Consider the following 17100-nt stretch of genomic DNA (forward strand, 5'->3'; position numbering starts at 1 on the left):
CATGGCCCTCTCTCTTGTCGAGGGCGAACGGGCCGGGAGCGCGACTCCCGACCCGTCCGCCGACCACGCCGTCGCCGTCGTCGGCATGGCCTGCCGGCTGCCCGGCGCGCCCGACGTCCGCGCCTTCCGGGCGATGCTGCGCGACGGCCGCGACGGCATCAGCCGCCTCAGCCGTGAGGAGGTGCTGCGGCGCGGAGCGGACCCGGCGTACACGGGCCGGGAGAACTTCGTGGCGGCCATGGGCGTCATCGAGGACTCCGGGCGCTTCGACTGGTCCTTCTTCCGGTACAGCCGGGCGGAGGCCGCGGCGATGGATCCGCAGCAGCGGGTCTTCCTGGAGTGCGCGGCGACCGCGGTCGACGACGCCGGTCTCGATCCGATCCGGTTCCCCGGCCGCGTGGGCGTGTTCGCCGGCGCCGACCGCTCGGGGCCGGGCCGGGACGACTCCTCGCTGGGCGAGCTGGCGCGGTACATCGGCAGGGAGAAGGACTTCGTCGCCACCCGCGTGGCGTACAAGCTGGGCCTGCGCGGGCCCGCACTCACGGTGCAGACCGCCTGCTCCACCTCGCTGACGGCGGTTCACCTCGCGGTGCGCGCGCTGCGGTCCGGCGACTGCGACGCGGCCCTGGCGGGCGGGGTCACCGTGATGCCGGCCGGGGAGTGGGGCTACCTGTTCGAGCCCGGCGGCATCCTCGCCCCGGACGGGCACTGCCGCCCGTTCGACGCCCGGTCCGCGGGGACCGTGCCGAGCGAGGGCGTCGGCGTGGTCGTCCTCAAGCGCCTCGCCGACGCCGTGCGCGACGGCGACCGGATCGCCGCCGTCATCGCCGGCACCGCGCTCAACAACGACGGCGCGGAGAAGATGGCCTACACCGCGCCCTCCGCCGCCGGGCAGAGCGAGGTCATCCGCGCCGCCCTGGAGGACGCGGGACTGTCCGCCGCCTCCGTCGGTCACGTGGAGGCCCACGGAACGGCCACGCAACTCGGCGACCCGATCGAGGTGCAGGCCCTCACCGAGGTCTACGGCACCGTCGGCCGGCAGACCGGCTGGTGCGCGCTGGGCGCGGTCAAGGGCCAGGTCGGGCACACCGGCGCCGCCGCCGGGGTGACCGGTCTGATCAAGACGGTCCTGATGCTGGAGCATCGCGAGATCTACCCGACGGCCCACTACACCGAGCCCAACCCGTTGCTGGAGCTGGAGCGTTCGCCGTTCAAGGTGGCGCAGGCGCTGGTGCCGTGGGAGCTGCCGGAGGGCCGGTCCAGACGCGTCGGCGCGGTCAGCTCGTTCGGCGTCGGCGGCACCAACGCCCACGTGGTGCTGACCGAGGCCCCCGACGCGGCGCGGACCCGTCGTCCGGCCGCGGTCGCCCAGCCCGTCCCTCACCTGCTGCCTCTGTCGGCCCACAGCCCGGCCGCGCTGGCCCGCCTGGCCGGCACCCTGGCGGACCGCTTCGCCGAGTCCGACGCGCCGGAACTCGACGCGGCCGCCGTGACCCTGGCCGGCCGCCGGGTCCACCCGCACCGGCGGACCGCCGTCGTGCCCGACGCCGCCCGCGCCGCCGAGGCGCTGCGCGCGGCCGGCGCCGCGGCCGAACGGCTGGACGCCACAAGCCGGTTGGGCAAGGTGGCCTTCCTCTTCCCGGGGCAGGGAACGCTCAAGGACGCCGCGGGCGAGGCGGCGTACCGGCTGCTGCCCGAGTTCCGCGCGGCCTTCGACGAGATCCGTACGATCGCCCGCCACGACTGCCGCGTCGATCTGGGCCTGGTGATCACCCCGGCCGTGCCCGAGGGACCGGACGGCGGCGACGACTGGTACGCGGACACCGTGCACCAGCAGCTCGGCCTCTTCGCCCTCGGCTACGCCTTCGGCCGTCAGCTGGCCGCCTGGGGCGTCGTCCCGCACGCGATGCTCGGCAACAGCGTCGGCGAGTACGCCGCCGCGGCCCTCGCCGGGGTCTGGGAGCTGCGTGACGCCGTCGTCCTGGTCCACCGGAGAGCCGTCGCGATGCGCGACGCGGCTCCCGGGCGGATGGCCGCGGTCGAGGCCGACCCCGCCGAGATCGAGGCCCGGCTGCCTGCCGACTGCGGCGTCACGGTGGCGGTCCGCGGCAACGGGTCCGCGGTGCTCTCGGGCCCCGAGGCCGCCATGGACTCCCTCCTCGCGGGTGAGGCGCTCACCGGACTGCGCGTCACACCCGTCCACACCCGGCGAGCCTTCCACTCGCCGTCCATGAGCCCGGCAGCCGAGGCGGTGCGGGACCATCTGTCGTCGATGCCCGCCCGCCCGTCACGGCTGCCGTACATCTCCAACACCTCGGGTGACTGGGTCGACCCCGAGGCCGCGGCCACGCCCGGCCACTGGGCCGCGCACCTGCGCGAGCCGGTACGGCTGGACGCAGGCACCGCCACCCTGCTGACGGCCGGCTGCACCACGTACCTGGAGCTGGGCCCCGGCGGATCGATGGCCGGCGCGCTGCGCCGTGCCCCCGGCTGGGACCCGCGGCAGCTGACCGTCCGGCTCGCCCCCGGCGCCCGTGGTGACGTCGACGCCGAGGCCGGGCTGCTCGGCGCGCTCGGCACGCTGTGGGAACTCGGCGTCGACCCCGCGCTGGCGGCCGTCCTGACGGCCCGGCACCCCGACCCCGAGGACCGGCCCGGCCGCTGCTCGCTGCCGGCGCACCCGTTCCTCGGCGAGGAGCCGGAGGCGCTCGGCGAGAGCCGGAGCCCGCAGCCGGTCCGTGTCGCCGCGCCGCCGGAGCGCGCGGCGACCGTCCGACCCCAGGCGAGCGGCCGCCCGTCCGCCTCGGTGCGACCGGGCGGCGCGCTGCGCGCGGTTCTCGCGGAGGTCTGGTGCCAGACCCTCGGCGTCCCGGACGTCACCGACGAGGACGACTTCTTCGGCCTCGGCGGCGAGTCGCTGCTCTGCATCGCGCTCGCCACCGCAGTCCGTGAGCGCGTCGGCGCGGAGATCTCGGTCACCGACTTCACGCTGAAGGGCACCTTCGCCGGGCTCGTCCAGCTCGTCGCGGACCGGCTGCCCGGCCAGGACGGCCACGCCACGGTGACGCCCCCCGGCGTGGCCACGCTGCGGGAGGGCGCCGGGCGACCGGTCTTCCTCCTGGCGGACGCCGTCGGCACCGCCCTGCCCTACCAGGACCTGGCCGCCCGGCTCAGGCTCCCCGACGACCGCCCGCTGCTGGCCCTGGAACGGGCAGCCCACGTCGGCGGGACCCTCCGGGAGCTCGCCGCCGCGCAGGCGCGCACCCTGCTGCGGGTCCAGCCGGCCGGTCCGGTCACCCTCGGCGGCTGGTCCTTCGGCGCCGTGGTGGCCCAGCAGACCGCGCGCCTGCTGATGCGCCTGGGCCGGGAGGTGGACCTGCTGCTCCTCCTCGACGGCTACGTACCCGACAGCCGGCCGCTGCCGGTCGCCGGCGCACCGGACTTCCTGCTGGGCGGGGTGCGCGCCGGGTTCGACGCCCTGTTCGGCCGGGGACCGGTGGGCGGTGCTCTGCGCCGCGCGCCCCGGGCGCGCGGGCGGTTCCTCGGCGGCCAGGCCGCCGTGCTGACCTACCGGCCCGACCCGGTGTTCTGCCCGACCGTGCTCCTCAAGGCGGACGCGGACGAGGCGTCGGTCGCCCGGCTTGCGCACCGCCTCGCCGGGCTCTACCCCGCGGGCCTCCGGGTGGTCCCGGTGGCCGGCGACCACTGGTCGATGCTCCGGCACCCCCACGTCGACGAGCTGGCCGCCCATGTCGAAGAAGCGATCAAGGAGAGGAAGGTTTCATGACGGTCTCGCAGACGTCGCCCGACGTACAGCCGCAGACGGAACAGCTCACGGAGGCGGCGCCCCAGGAGGCGGCGCCCGAGGAGGTGGCCCAGCAGGAGAAGCCGCTGCTGAGGAACCTCGACTTCCAGTCGCTGTGGACCAGTGAGGCGTTCGCCGCGCTCGCCAAGGAGACGGCGGAGGTCGCCTACCCGCTGCTCATCCTGGCCACCACCGGCTCCGCCTTCTACGCGGGCGCGGTCGGCTCGGCGCAGCTGCTCACCGCGAGCCTGCTGTCCATACCCGGCGGCACGCTGGCCGACCGGATGGACCGCCGGCTGCTGATGCTGCTGTGCAACATGGTCAGGGTCGTCCTGCTCGGCCTGTTCAGCGTGCTGATCTTCGCCGACCGGACCAACCCGTTCCTGATCTTCGCCATCGCCGTCGGTTCGTCCGCCTGCCTCGGCATCTCCAACCCCACCGGGCTGGCCGCCATCAAGCAGCTGGTGCCGCCCTCCCAGCTCACCCAGGCGACGGCCCAGAACCAGATCCGGTACTTCGCCGCGACCATGGGCGGCCCGCCCATCGGCGGCGGGCTCTTCGGCGTGGCGCGCGCCTTCCCCTTCCTGGCCGCCTCCATCGCGTTCCTCTGCTCCAGCGTCCTGCTGCTCTTCATCCGCAAGCCGATGAAGGTGGAACAGGCCGCGCCGGGGGAGAAGCGCAACACCATCGAGGGCTTCCGGATCCTGGCCCGGCAGCCGGTGCTGCGCCTGCTCATCGTCTGGATCATGGGCTCGAACATGGCGTTCACCCACACCGGCGTCTTCCTCGCGCTGATCGCCACCGCGCAGAGCCGGGGCGCCTCCGCGAGCTACACCGGTCTGCTGCTGGCCATCGCGGGCGTGGGCGGTCTGCTCGGCTCGCTCATCGCGGGTCCGGTCATCAAGAAGGTCGCGCCGGCCAAGCTCTTCCTGACGGCCGCGTGGATCGGCCCGGTGGCGGCGATCGCGCTCGCCAACGTCTCCGGGGTCATCCCGCTCGGGATCATCGTCGCCTGTGTCTTCCTGCGCGGTCCCATCACCAGCGCCCTGTTCCTCGCCTACCTCGCCGCCATGGTCCCCGACAAGGCGCAGGGCCGGGTCCTCGGCGCGGTGATGTTCATGTCGATGATCGCCGCCCCGGTCGGCGTCTTCCTGATCGGCGCGATCTTCGACCAGGCAGGTCCGGTCTGGGTGTTCACCGTCATGGCCGTGCTCTCCGGCCTGGCCGCCCTGCCCACGCTCAGCCCGCGCATCCGCAAGCTCGCACCCCCGGAGGCGTACACGGACGCGGTGTCCGCGGACACCGCGCCTGCCGCTCAGGAAGGAGAATCCCGATGACCACCGAGCTGCCCCGCACCACGGACCAGCTGCCCCCCGAGTTCTTCACCGCTCCCGAGGGCGGCGACCTGCACGCCGGCAACGCCAGGCTGCGCGCCTCCGGCTGCCCGGTCCAGGCCATCAACTACCCCGTGGGCGGCGAGGGCTACGTGGTCGCCGACTACGCCACCGTGGCCAGGGCGTTCAGCGACCCGCGGCTGTCCAAGCGCGTCGACAGCGCCCCCGCCTGGTTCCGCGACCTGGTGAAGGACGCCAGCCCCGTCCTGGTCCGCAACATGCTGACCGCCGACCCGCCGGAGCACACCCGGCTGCGCAAGCTCGTCAGCCGCGCCTTCGTCCCGCGTCGGATGGAGCTGCTGCGCCCGCGCATCCAGGAGATCACCGACGAGTTGATCGACGCCTTCCCCGAGCAGGGCGACGTGAACCTGATGGAGTTCGCCTTCGCGCTGCCGATGCGCGTCATCTGCGAGTTCCTCGGCGTCCCGGTCGCGGACCGGCCGCAGCTGCACACCTGGGGCACCTGGCTCAGCGGCGCGCCCTACCCCGACGCCGAGTCGAACGAGAAGCTCAAGGACGCCAGCGAGAGCATCGAGCGCTACCTGGTGGACCTGCTCGCCGACCGCCGCGCTCACCTGGGCGAGGACCTGGTCAGCATCCTGGTACGGGCCGCCGACGAGGAGGACCGCTTCACCAACGACGAGCTGGTCTCCACCCTGGTGCTGCTGATCATCGCCGGGCACAAGACCACCGCCAACCTGATCGGCAGCGGCTCGCACGCCCTGCTCACCCACCCCGACCAGCTGGAACTGCTGCGGAACGAACCCGAGTTGGCCCCGTCCGCAGTCGAGGAGTTCCTGCGCTTCGAGTCCCCGGTCTACCGCGGCACGCTCCGCGTCGCCGCCGAGGACATGGAGCTCGGCGGCTGCCCGATCCCCAAGGAGAGCTTCGTCCACCTGCTGATGGGCTCCGCCAACCGCGACCCGGAGGCCTTCGAGAACCCGGATGAGCTGGACATCACCCGCACGGCCAACCGGCACCTCGCCTTCGGCCAGGGCCCGCACTTCTGCGTCGGCGCCCCGCTCTCCCGGGTCGAGGGACAGATCGCCTTCACCACCCTGCTGCGCCGCCTGCCCGGCCTGCGCCTGGCGGTACCGGCCGACGAGGTCGAGTGGCTCTTCGACAACTCCACCAGCCGCGGCCTGGTCCGGCTGCCCGTCACCTACGACGCCCGCCTCGCCGCCGACGCCCCCGAGGAGCGCTGACATGTCCGACCGCACCACCCTGGTCTGCCTGCCGTTCGCCGGCGCGGGCGCCTCGTTCTACCGTCCCTGGCAGCGCCAGGCCGAGCCGCTCGGGCTCGACGTGCTCCCGCTCCAGCTCCCCGGCCGCGAGCGGCGGATCGACGAGGAGCCCTACCGGGACGCGACCGTGGCGGCCGGCGCCCTCCACGCGGAGCTGCTCGCCGCGCTGGGCGGCCCCGGCGAGGGCCGGGGCGCGCACCGGGTCGCCCTGTTCGGCCACAGCCTGGGCGCGGTCCTCGCCTACGAGCTGGCCCGCCGACTCGTGGCGACGCCCGGGGTACGGCTGGTCGGGCTCTTCGCCAGCGGCTCCCCGCACCCGGCCGAGCCCCGCTCCCGGCAGGCCACCGGCCTGGACGACGACGCCTTCCTGGCCCGTGTCAACGAGTTCGCCGGCTACACCCACGAGGCCCTGCAGGACCCGGAGATGCGCGAGCTGATCCTGCCCACGCTCCGCGCCGACGTGGAGATGCACGAGTCCTACCGCCCGGCCGACGAGACCGCGCTGCCGGTACCCGTCACGGCCCTGCGCGGCTCCGCCGACACCCTCGTCACCCGTGACGAGCTCGCGGCCTGGGCCCGCACCACCGACGTCGCCTTCCGCGCCGTGGAGTTGGACGGCGGCCACATGTACCTGACCGAGTCGGCTCCGGAGCTGCTCCGGATCGTCGCCGAGCACCTGAGCCCGAATCCGATCCCGAGCCGCGTCGCGGAGGAACTGTGCGTCTGACCGGCAAGACCGTGCTGATCACCGGCGCCGCCCGCGGACTGGGCCGGGCCACCGCGCTCGCCTGCGCCGCGGAGGGCGCCGACCTGGTCCTGCTCGACCTGTGCGAGGACCTCGACGGCGTCCCCTACCCGCTGGGCACCAGGGGGCAGTTGGAGCACACCGCGACGCTCTGCCGCAAGCAGGGCGTCACGGTCCTCCCCGTCGCCTGCGACGTGCGCGACCTGGACGCGGTCGAGCGGGCCGTCGCCCTCGCCGAGGACCGGTTCGGCCGCGTCGACGGAGTCGTCAACAACGCCGGGATCGCGGCGCCCTCGGGCAAGCCGGTGCACGAGATCGGCGAGGCCGAGTGGGCGCTGATGATCGATGTGGACCTCTCCGGCGCCTGGCGGGTGACCCGCGCCGTCGCCGGGGCGATGAGCGCCCGGCGCTCCGGCTCGATCGTCAACGTCTCCTCCACCGCCGGACTGGTCGGTTACCGGCACTTCGCCGGCTACGTCGCCGCCAAGCACGGCCTGATCGGACTGACGAAGGCCGCGGCGCTCGACTACGCGCCCACCAAGGTGCGCGTCAACGCCGTCTGCCCCGGCTCGGTCCGCGACGACGCGACGGCCGAGGGCCGGATGCTCGCCGAGATCGCCCGCGCCCTGGAGGTCCAGGTCGGCGAGCACGAGCAGACGTTCACCGAGGCGCAGCCGATGAACAGCCTGATCGAGCCCGAGGACGTGGCCGCCGCGGTGGTCTACCTGCTCTCGGACGACGCCCGCCAGGTGACCGGCTCCGTGCTCACCGTGGACGGCGGGTTCACCGCGCGCTGACCCGCAGACGCGACCCCCGGAATGTGACCGCTGGAATGAAAGGGAGGACACCCCATGGTGGGTGAGCAGTGCCACGCCCTACGGCTACGGCTGAGCCGACCGGCGACCGACGCCGAGCTGACCGCGCGCCTCGCCACGGCGGGCCCTTGGCAGCTGTGGGTGGAGCACGTCGCCGCCCCGGCGGACAGCCCCGAGGCCCGCCGCCTGGGGGACGCCGAACTGTCCCGGCCGACCTCCGCCGTCCGCTGCGTCGTCCTGCGCCACGGGGACGGCGTCGTGGATCTGGTCCTGGTGGCGGACCGGGCGGTCCTGGACCAGGAAGGGCTCCACGACCTGGCCGCGACCCTGGCCGCCGGAGCCGACGGCGCAGCCGGGGTCGGCAGGGCACCCACGGCCGGCTCGCGAAGCGCAGTCGGCGAAGCCGGGACCCGGGACGTTCCCGCCCCCGCGCCGAGCGGCGTTGCCGCCGCCCCCGCGCCGGACTGGGGCGGTGGGCGCCGGGGCGCCGTCGGCGGGGAGACGCTTTCCCTCGACCTGGCGGACCCGGTCGACCCGTCCGCCCTGCTGCCCGCGCTCGCGCTCGTCCTGAACCGCTACGCGGGCCACGGTGCGACCGGGGACGTCACCCTCGCCACGGACCGGCGCGGCGCCCTCGCCCACGCGATTCCCGCGCAGAGCACCCTCGCCGGGCTGCGCGACCTCGTAGCGACGCCGACTCGGCAGCCCGTGACCGTCGGCGTCGTCGAGCCCGGGGCCCCGGTGACCGGCGCGGCGGCCGGCGCGGAGTACCGGCCGTGCCTCGCGCCGCCGTTCCCGCTCACGCTGTGGGTGCGTCCGGAGGCGAGCCGGATCACGGCCGTCTACCGCCGCAGCCACTTCGCCCCCGAGGTCGTCGACGGCTTCCTGCGCCATCTGGCGCACGTGCTGGGCCAGTTCGTCGAGCACCCCGACCGGCCGGTCGACGAGGTCGAGCTGCTCGACGCCGACGAGCGCCGCCGCGTCGCCGCACTGGGCCGCCCGGCCACCGCACCGACCGGCGAGCCCGCACGGCTCACCGACGCCTTCGCCGAGGTGGTCGCCGCGCGCCCGGACGCCCCCGCCGTCGGTGACGGCCGCACCTCGCTCACCTACGCGGAGCTCGACGCGCGCGCCGACCTGCTGGCCCGCGGCCTGGTCGCGCGCGGGGTCGCCCCCGGCGACCGCGTCGGCGTCTGCCTGGAGCGCACCACCGAGCTCGTGGTGAGCATGCTCGGCGTCCTCAAGGCGGGCGCCGCCTACGTGCCGACCGACCCCGCCTACCCCGCCGACCGGCTCGCCCACACCACCCGAGACGCGGCCCTGCGGCTGGTGGTCACCCGCAACCCCGAGCACCCGACCGAGGACTGCACCACCGTCACCCCGGACGAGCTCGTCGACACCTCCGCCACGCTCGGTCCCGTCGAGCTCCCGGGTGCGCAGGGCCCCGACGCCCCCGCCTACGTCATCTACACCTCCGGCTCCACGGGGCGTCCCAAGGGCGTCGTCGTACCGCACCGCAACGTCGTCGCGCTGGTCGACGCGACCCGTGACGAGTACGGCCTCGGACCGGCCGACGTGTGGACCTTCTTCCACTCCGGCGCGTTCGACTTCTCCGTCTGGGAGATCTGGGGCTCCCTGCTGACCGGCGGCCGGCTCGTGGTCGTTCCCTACCTCGTGTCGCGCGAGCCCGACGAGTTCCGCGAGCTACTGGAGCGGGAACGGGTCACGGTGCTGAGCCAGACGCCGTCGGCCTTCTCCCAGCTGCTGGAGACCGACCACGCGGCGCTCGCCGTACGCCTCGTCGTCTTCGGCGGTGAGCCGCTGGACGCCCGGATGCTGCTGCGGTGGTTCGACCGGCACCCCGAGCCGGAGTGCCGCATGGTCAACATGTTCGGCATCACCGAGACCACCGTGCACGTCACCGCGCAGACACTGACCCGGGAACTGGCCCTGGCCGGTTCCAAGTCCGTCGGCCCGGCCCTTCCGGGCTGGCACCTGTACGTCGCCGACGAGCGCGGCCGACTCGTCCCGCCGGGCGTCACCGGCGAGATCCGGGTGGGCGGCGCCGGGGTGGCCCTCGGCTATCTCGGCCAACCCGAGCTCACCGCCGCCCGGTTCACGCCCGACCCGTACGCGGACGGGGTGCAGTACCACAGCGGCGACCTGGGCCGGCTGCGCCCGGACGGGACGCTGGAGCACCTGGGGCGCATCGACAGCCAGGTGAAGATCCGCGGCTTCCGCATCGAGCTGGACGAGATCCGGTCCGTGCTGCTGGAGGATCCCGACGTCCGCGCGGCGGCCGTGGTGGTCCGCCGCGACGACCCGGCCGACCCCGCGACCGCCCGACTCGACGCCTACGTCGTCCCGGCGGCGGTGGACACCGTCGGGGTGCGCAAGCGCGCGGCGACGGTGCTGCCCGGCTACATGCTCCCGGCGACCGTCACCGCGCTCGACACCCTGCCGCTGACCTCCAACGGCAAGCTCGACGCCGCCCGCCTGCCGGAGCCGGTCCGGGCCGCCGTCGTTCCGTCGGCCGCCGACGGCGCGGGCCAGGACACGGCGTCGGTCCTGCGGGAGATCTGGTCGACGGTTCTGGGCCAGGCCGTGGGGCTCGACGACGACTTCTTCGAGCTCGGTGGCAACTCCCTGCTGGCGGTGCGGATCAGCGCCGCGCTGCGCGGACGCGGTCTGCCGCCGGTACCGCTGCGGGACCTGTTCCGCACGCCGACCATCCGCGAACTCGCCGGGGCGGGCAGCGGTGCCTGAACGCGTACGGACCCGATTCGCCGTCCGCACCCTGGACGGCGCCTTCCCCGAGCCCGGGCCGCCGCCGCTCGGTGACGAGGTGGTGCTGTGGTGGCTGGACACCGACCGCGAGGTCGTGGGCGGCTACCCGGTGGCGTCGCAGGAGGCGCCGCTGAGCCCCGCCGAGCGCGAGCGGTCCGCCCGGCTGCGCCGTCCCGCCGACCGTCACCGCTACCGGGCGGCCCACGTCGGTCTCCGGCTGATCCTGGGCGGGTACACCGGGCTCGCCGCCGAGGCGGTGCGTCTGGCCCGCGAGGGCTGCCCGTGCTGCGGCGAGCCGCACGGGCGGCCCGCCCTGGCGGACGCCGGACCGCACTTCTCGCTCTCGCACAGCTGCGGGCGCGCCCTGATCGCCGTGTCCGGAGTCCGGGTGGGCGCCGACGTCGAGGGGGTGCCCCAACCCGCCATCGCCGAGGAGTTGCTGCCCGCGCTGCACCCGCGCGAGCAGCGCGCCCTGCGCGCCCTGCCGGATGCGGACCGCCCCGCGGTCCTGGCCCGGATCTGGACGCGCAAGGAGGCGTACCTGAAGGCGACGGGGGTGGGCCTCGCCTACGGGGTCGCCGACCCGTACGTGGGCGCCTCGGCCGTACCGGCCGCGCAGCGGAAGTTCACCGTCCACGACGTCGCCGCGCCGTCGTCCTTCGCCGCCGCGATCGCCCTCGCCACGGCCGGCTGACCGGATCACCGGTCGTCCCGGCTCTGTCTTCCCGACTGTCACTTCCCAGTAAGGACCAGATTCCATGTCGCTTCTCACCCCGGTGGACATCGGTGACGTCGCCGAGCCGAGCCCGCCCGCCCCCGCCCGCTCGGTGGTCCGCCGCCGGGACCGCGTGGTCATCCGCTTCGCGGGCGACTCCGGCGACGGCATGCAGCTGACGGGCGACCGGTTCACCTCCGAGACGGCGTCGTTCGGCAACGACCTGTCCACGCTGCCCAACTACCCCGCCGAGATCCGCGCCCCCGCGGGCACCCTGCCGGGTGTCTCCTCCTTCCAGGTGCACTTCGCCGACCACGACATCCTCACGCCGGGCGACGAGCCGGACGTCCTGGTCGCGATGAACCCGGCCGCCCTGAAGGCGAACATGGCGGACCTCCCGCGCGGCGCGGAGATCATCGTCGACTCGGACGAGTTCTCCGCGCGGGCGCTGCAGAAGGTCGGCTACGACGCCTCCCCGCTGGAGGACGGCTCGCTCGACGCCTACCGCCTGCACCCGGTGCCGCTGACCACGCTGACGGTCGAGGCGCTGAAGGCCTTCGACCTCACCAGGAAGGAGGCCGAGCGCAGCAAGAACATGTTCGCGCTGGGCCTGCTGTCGTGGATGTACCACCGGCCCACCGAGGGCACGGAGAAGTTCCTCGCGTCGAAGTTCGCGAAGAAGCCCGAGGTCGCCCGGGCGAACATCGCGGCGTTCCGTGCGGGCTGGAACTTCGGGGAGACCACGGAGGAGTTCGCGGCCTCCTACGAGGTGGCGCCGGCGGTGAAGGCCTTCCGGCCGGGGCGCTACCGCAACATCTCCGGCAACCTGGCCCTGGCCTACGGCCTGATCGCCGCGTCCCGGCAGGCGGAGCTGCCGCTGTACCTGGGCTCGTACCCGATCACCCCCGCCACGGACATCCTGCACGAGCTGTCCAGGCACAAGAACTTCGGCGTACGGACCTTCCAGGCGGAGGACGAGATCGCCGGCATCGGCGCGGCCCTCGGCGCGGCCTTCGGCGGCTCCCTCGCGGTGACCACCACCTCGGGGCCGGGCGTGGCACTGAAGTCGGAGACGATCGGGCTGGCGGTCTCCCTCGAACTTCCCCTCGTGGTCGTCGACATCCAGCGCGGCGGGCCCTCCACCGGCCTGCCCACCAAGACCGAGCAGGCGGACCTGTTGCAGGCCATGTACGGGCGCAACGGCGAGGCGCCGGTGCCGGTGGTGGCCCCGCGCACCCCCGCGGACTGCTTCGACGCGGCCGTCGAGGCGGCCCGGATCGCGCTGACGTACCGCACGCCCGTCATGCTCCTCTCCGACGGCTACCTCGCCAACGGCGCCGAGCCGTGGCGCATCCCGGAGCAGGACGAACTCCCGGACCTGCGCGTGCCGTTCACCACCGCCCCGAACCACGTGCTGGAGGACGGGAGCGAGGTCTTCTGGCCCTACAAGCGGGACCCGGAGACGCTGGCCCGTCCGTGGGCGGTCCCCGGCACGCCCGGGCTGGAGCACCGTATCGGCGGCATCGAGAAGCAGGACGGCACGGGCAACATCTCCTACGACCCGGCCAACCACGAGTTCATGGTCCGCACCCGCCAGGCCAAGATCGACGGCATCGCCGTCCCCGACCTGACGGTGGACGACCCGGGCGGTGACGCGAAGCTGCTCGTGCTGGGCTGGGGCTCGACCTACGGGCCGATCACCGCCGCGGTGCGGCGACTGCGCGGCGCGGGCGAGCGCGTCGCCCAGGCCCACCTGCGGCACCTCAACCCGTTCCCGAAGAACCTCGGCGAAGTCCTGGCCCGCTACGACAAGGTCGTCGTCCCCGAGATGAACCTCGGCCAGCTCTCCGTCCTCGTCCGCGCCCGCTACCTCGTCGACGCCCGCTCCGTCACCCAGGTCAACGGCATGCCGTTCAAGGCCGACGCACTCGCCGACTCGCTCAAGGAGGCCATCCATGGCTGAGACTCTTCTGTCGCTCGTACCCAAGGCCGAGGCCCGGCAGACGATGAAGGACTTCAAGTCCGACCAGGAGGTGCGCTGGTGCCCGGGCTGCGGTGACTACGCGATCCTCGCGGCCGTCCAGGGCTTCATGCCCGAACTCGGTCTCGCCCGCGAGAACATCGTCTTCGTCTCCGGCATCGGCTGCTCCTCCCGATTCCCGTACTACATGAACACCTACGGGATGCACTCCATCCACGGCCGCGCCCCGGCGATCGCGACGGGACTGGCCACCAGCCGGCGCGACCTGTCGGTCTGGGTGGTCACCGGGGACGGCGACGCGCTGTCCATCGGCGGCAACCACCTGATCCACGCGCTGCGCCGCAACGTGAACCTGAAGATCCTGCTCTTCAACAACCGGATCTACGGCCTGACCAAGGGCCAGTACTCGCCGACCTCCGAGGTCGGCAAGATCACCAAGTCCACGCCGATGGGATCGCTGGACGCGCCGTTCAACCCGGTCTCCCTGGCCATCGGGGCGGAGGCGACCTTCGTGGCGCGCACGGTGGACTCCGACCGCAAGCACCTCACCTCGGTGCTGCGGGCCGCCGCCGAGCACCAGGGCACCGCGCTGGTGGAGATCTACCAGAACTGCAACATCTTCAACGACGGCGCCTTCGACGCCCTGAAGGACAAGGAGCGGGCCAAGGAGGCCGTCATCCGCCTGGAGCAGGGTCGTCCGATCCGTTTCGGCGCGAACGGCGAGCAGGGCGTGGTCAGGGACCGGGCCACGGGTGAGCTGAAGGTGGTCACGGTGACGGCGCGGAACGAGGCCGACCTCCTGGTCCACGACGCCGGCGCCGCCTCGCCGACCACCGCGTTCGCGCTCTCGCGCCTGGCCGACCCGGACACCCTGCACCACACTCCGATCGGCGTCTTCCGCGACGTCGAACGCCCCGTCTACGACACCCTGATGGCCGACCAGCTCGACACCGCCGTCGCCCGGTACGGCGAGGGCGACCTGATGTCGCTGCTCGCCGGCGGCGACACCTGGACCCGCGATGAGTGAGGCCGGGCGCACCTTCCTGAGCGACAACGCCTTCGGCGCCTCCCCGGAGGTGCTGGAGGCGGTCACCGCCGTGGCGGTGGGCGACGCCGCGCCGTACGGCGCCGACCCCCTCACCGAGGCCGTGCGCCACCGGCTCCGGGAGCTCTTCGAGCGCGACCTCGACGTCTTCCTGGTCTCCTCTGGCACCGCCGCCAACGGGCTGGCCCTGGCCACCCTGGCCCAGCCGTGGGGCAGCGTCCTGTGCCACCCCGACAGCCACATCGACAACGACGAGGGCGGCGCGGCCGAGTTCTTCACCGGCGGCTCCAAGCTCGTGGGCGTCCCGGGCGCCGACAGCAAGATCGACCCCGACGCGCTGCTCCGCGCGCTGGGCCGTCGCACCGAAGACCCGCACGGCGTGCGGCCCTCCGCGCTGAGCATCAGTCAGGGCACCGAGAGCGGCTCCGTGTACACGCTCGACGAGCTCGGCGCCCTCTGCCGGGACGCCAGGGCCGTGGGTCTCGGGGTCCACATGGACGGCGCCCGGTTCGCCAACGCACTGAGCCGACTCGGCGCCACCCCGGCCGAGATGACCTGGAAGGCCGGGGTCGACGTGCTGTCCTTCGGCACCACGAAGAACGGCACGATCTCCGCCGACGCGGTCGTCTCCTTCACCCCCGCGGCCTCCCACGAGCTGCGGGCCCGGGTGAAACGTGCCGGCCAGCTCGCCGCCAAGACCCGCTTCTCCGCCGCGCAGCTCCAGGCCTACCTCGCGGACGACCTGTGGCTGCGCAACGCGTCCCGGGCGAACACCCTGGCCACCCGTCTCTGGGAGGGCCTGCAGGGCCTGCCGGGCGTCGTACCCCACGGCGCGCCGGAGACCAACATGGTCTTCTGCGGCCTCACCCCGTCCGTCGTCAAGGGGCTGCTCGCGCAGGGATATGCCTTCTACCACGACCGCTGGGAGCCGGGGGTCGTCCGCTTCGTCACCTCGTTCGCGCACTCCGCCGCCGAGGTCGACGGGCTCACGGCGGAGATCGGCCGCCTCTCGCGCGAGGGCGCCGACCGGCCCGGGGCCCGGCGTCCGCGTCACCGCGACGAATCCTGGGACCACTGCCTGTGGGCCTAGTGGGCCGCCGCGCTCCGGAACGCGAAAGCCACCCGAGGCGGATGGTCCCTGGTGATCAGGGCCATGCGCGCTGGGTGGCTTCTCGCGTCTCCTGGAGCGTTACCGCAGGCGGGCCAGCAGTGCGTGCTCGACGAGCGTGATCAGCGCGGACTTGGCGCTGTCGCGACGCCGGGCGTCGGTCGTGATGATCGGGGTGTCGTGGCCCAGCTGGAGGGCCTCGCGGACCTCGTCCGGGGTGTGGGTCTGGCTGCCGTCGAAGGCGTTGACCGCGACGATGAACGGCAGGCCGCTGTTCTCGAAGTAGTCGATCGCCGGGAAGCAGTCGGCGAGGCGGCGGGTGTCGACCAGGACGACGGCGCCGATGGCGCCGCGGACCAGGTCGTCCCACATGAACCAGAAGCGGTCCTGTCCGGGGGTGCCGAACAAGTAGAGGATCAGGTCCTCGTCGAGCGTGATACGGCCGAAGTCCATGGCGACCGTCGTGGTCGTCTTGCCGCTGACGTGGCTGAGGTCGTCGATCCCGGCCGAGGCCGAGGTCATGACGGCCTCGGTACGCAGCGGGTTGATCTCGGAGACCGCGCCGACGAGGGTCGTCTTGCCCACGCCGAAGCCGCCCGCCACCACGATCTTCGCGGAGGTCGTGCTGCGGCCCCCGGTCGCGGCCGGGGCAGTCGGCCTAGAGCTTGCGAAGTCCACTGAGCACCCTTTCGAGCAGTGTCACATCAGGCGTTCCGCCGGATTCGCCCCCGGCGGCAGGCTGGTGGATCGCGACGAGGCCGGACTCGGCCAGGTCGGCGACGAGGATGCGGGCCACGCCGAGCGGCATCGACAGCAGCGCCGAGATCTCGGCGACCGACTTGATGTCGGTGCACAGGCTGCAGATGCGCTGGTGCTCGGGCAGCAGGGAACCGATCCGCTCCGGGGCGGCGGTGGTCGACACCAGCGCCTCGATCGCGAGCTGGTAGCGCGGACGGGTCCGGCCGCCGGTCATCGCGTAGGGGCGGATGAGCGGCTCGTCGTCCTGGTCCATCTCGACCGGAGCGTGGTGACGGCCGGGAGGCGGGGACTGGGGCTGCCACTCCTGTGGCTGCTGGTCCTGCCAGTAGCCGGACTGCCCGGCTTGGGGCGCCTGGCTGTAACCGGCGTACCCAGGAGCCGGGGCATAGCCGCCGGCGGGACCGCCGAACGCGTCATGGCCTGTCCCCGGATAGGCAGCGCCGTACTGGCCGTTCTGGTCCTCGGGCGGTGTCACGGTTCCTCCTCACAGTCGAAATGGTGCGGACGTGGTTCATGGTGACGTCATCAGCTATGACGTCTGATCAGTGCAGAAGGCTCCCCTGGAGTTCGGCGCGGAGGGCCGGGGTGAGCACGGTGCCGGCGCGGTCGACCAGGAGGGCCATCTCGTAGCCGACGAGGCCGATGTCGCTGTCGGGGGAGGCGAGGACGGCGAGGGAGGAGCCGTCGGAGACCGCCATGATG

General features: G+C 73.5%; 12 protein-coding genes and 1 pseudogene. 10 read left to right on the forward strand and 3 right to left on the reverse strand.

Annotated features, from left to right (window positions below):
* Position 1: 1 nt before the first annotated feature.
* From TR48_RS20130 to TR48_RS20175, 10 genes are all read left to right on the forward strand, one after another.
* Positions 2–3787, forward strand: coding sequence for a type I polyketide synthase (locus TR48_RS20130; protein WP_084729578.1), 3786 nt, complete (start codon positions 2–4; stop codon positions 3785–3787).
* The gene (locus TR48_RS20135; RefSeq protein ID WP_042369311.1) at positions 3784–5142 is read left to right on the forward strand and encodes an MFS transporter; all 1359 of its coding nucleotides are present in this window, start codon (positions 3784–3786) and stop codon (positions 5140–5142) included. The genes TR48_RS20130 and TR48_RS20135 overlap by 4 nt, the downstream gene beginning before the upstream one ends.
* Complete coding sequence (locus TR48_RS20140; RefSeq protein WP_042369314.1) at positions 5139–6404, forward strand: cytochrome P450 family protein; 1266 nt, start codon at positions 5139–5141, stop codon at positions 6402–6404. The genes TR48_RS20135 and TR48_RS20140 overlap by 4 nt, the downstream gene beginning before the upstream one ends.
* Position 6405: 1 nt before the next feature.
* Positions 6406–7170 carry a thioesterase II family protein gene (locus TR48_RS20145; RefSeq protein ID WP_042369316.1) on the forward strand — a complete coding sequence of 255 codons (765 nt, stop codon included), beginning with the start codon at positions 6406–6408 and terminating at the stop codon, positions 7168–7170.
* Positions 7161–7985: an SDR family oxidoreductase gene (locus TR48_RS20150; RefSeq protein ID WP_042369317.1), complete on the forward strand. Its 825-nt coding sequence runs from the start codon at positions 7161–7163 to the stop codon at positions 7983–7985. The genes TR48_RS20145 and TR48_RS20150 overlap by 10 nt, the downstream gene beginning before the upstream one ends.
* A gap of 54 nt (positions 7986–8039) precedes the next feature.
* Positions 8040–10769, forward strand: coding sequence for a non-ribosomal peptide synthetase (locus TR48_RS20155; RefSeq protein WP_042369319.1), 2730 nt, complete (start codon positions 8040–8042; stop codon positions 10767–10769).
* Positions 10762–11484, forward strand: coding sequence for a 4'-phosphopantetheinyl transferase family protein (locus tag TR48_RS20160; RefSeq protein WP_063771019.1), 723 nt, complete (start codon positions 10762–10764; stop codon positions 11482–11484). Before TR48_RS20155 ends, TR48_RS20160 begins: the two co-directional genes overlap by 8 nt.
* A gap of 64 nt (positions 11485–11548) precedes the next feature.
* Complete coding sequence (locus TR48_RS20165; RefSeq protein WP_042369321.1) at positions 11549–13468, forward strand: 2-oxoacid:acceptor oxidoreductase subunit alpha; 1920 nt, start codon at positions 11549–11551, stop codon at positions 13466–13468.
* On the forward strand, positions 13461–14513 hold the full coding sequence (locus TR48_RS20170) for a 2-oxoacid:ferredoxin oxidoreductase subunit beta (protein WP_042369324.1): 1053 nt from the start codon (positions 13461–13463) through the stop codon (positions 14511–14513). The genes TR48_RS20165 and TR48_RS20170 overlap by 8 nt, the downstream gene beginning before the upstream one ends.
* A complete protein-coding gene (locus TR48_RS20175) occupies positions 14506–15621 on the forward strand; it encodes a threonine aldolase family protein (protein WP_063771020.1) in 1116 nt (371 codons plus the stop codon). Before TR48_RS20170 ends, TR48_RS20175 begins: the two co-directional genes overlap by 8 nt.
* 99 nt (positions 15622–15720) lie before the next feature.
* Here TR48_RS20175 and TR48_RS20180 read toward each other — a convergent pair whose 3' ends face one another.
* From TR48_RS20180 to TR48_RS20190, 3 genes and pseudogenes are all read right to left on the reverse strand, one after another.
* Positions 15721–16317 (reverse strand): GTP-binding protein, encoded by a 597-nt coding sequence (locus tag TR48_RS20180; protein WP_084729579.1) that lies wholly within the window; start codon positions 16315–16317, stop codon positions 15721–15723.
* Entirely contained in the window at positions 16298–16873 is a 576-nt protein-coding gene (locus tag TR48_RS40650) for a DUF742 domain-containing protein (RefSeq protein WP_084729580.1), read from the reverse strand. Before TR48_RS40650 ends, TR48_RS20180 begins: the two co-directional genes overlap by 20 nt.
* Positions 16874–16940: 67 nt before the next feature.
* Positions 16941–17100 (reverse strand): annotated as a pseudogene (locus tag TR48_RS20190) (roadblock/LC7 domain-containing protein); the annotation flags it as partial.

The organism is Streptacidiphilus neutrinimicus (genome assembly GCF_000787815.1).
GTDB classification, from domain to species: domain Bacteria; phylum Actinomycetota; class Actinomycetes; order Streptomycetales; family Streptomycetaceae; genus Streptacidiphilus; species Streptacidiphilus neutrinimicus.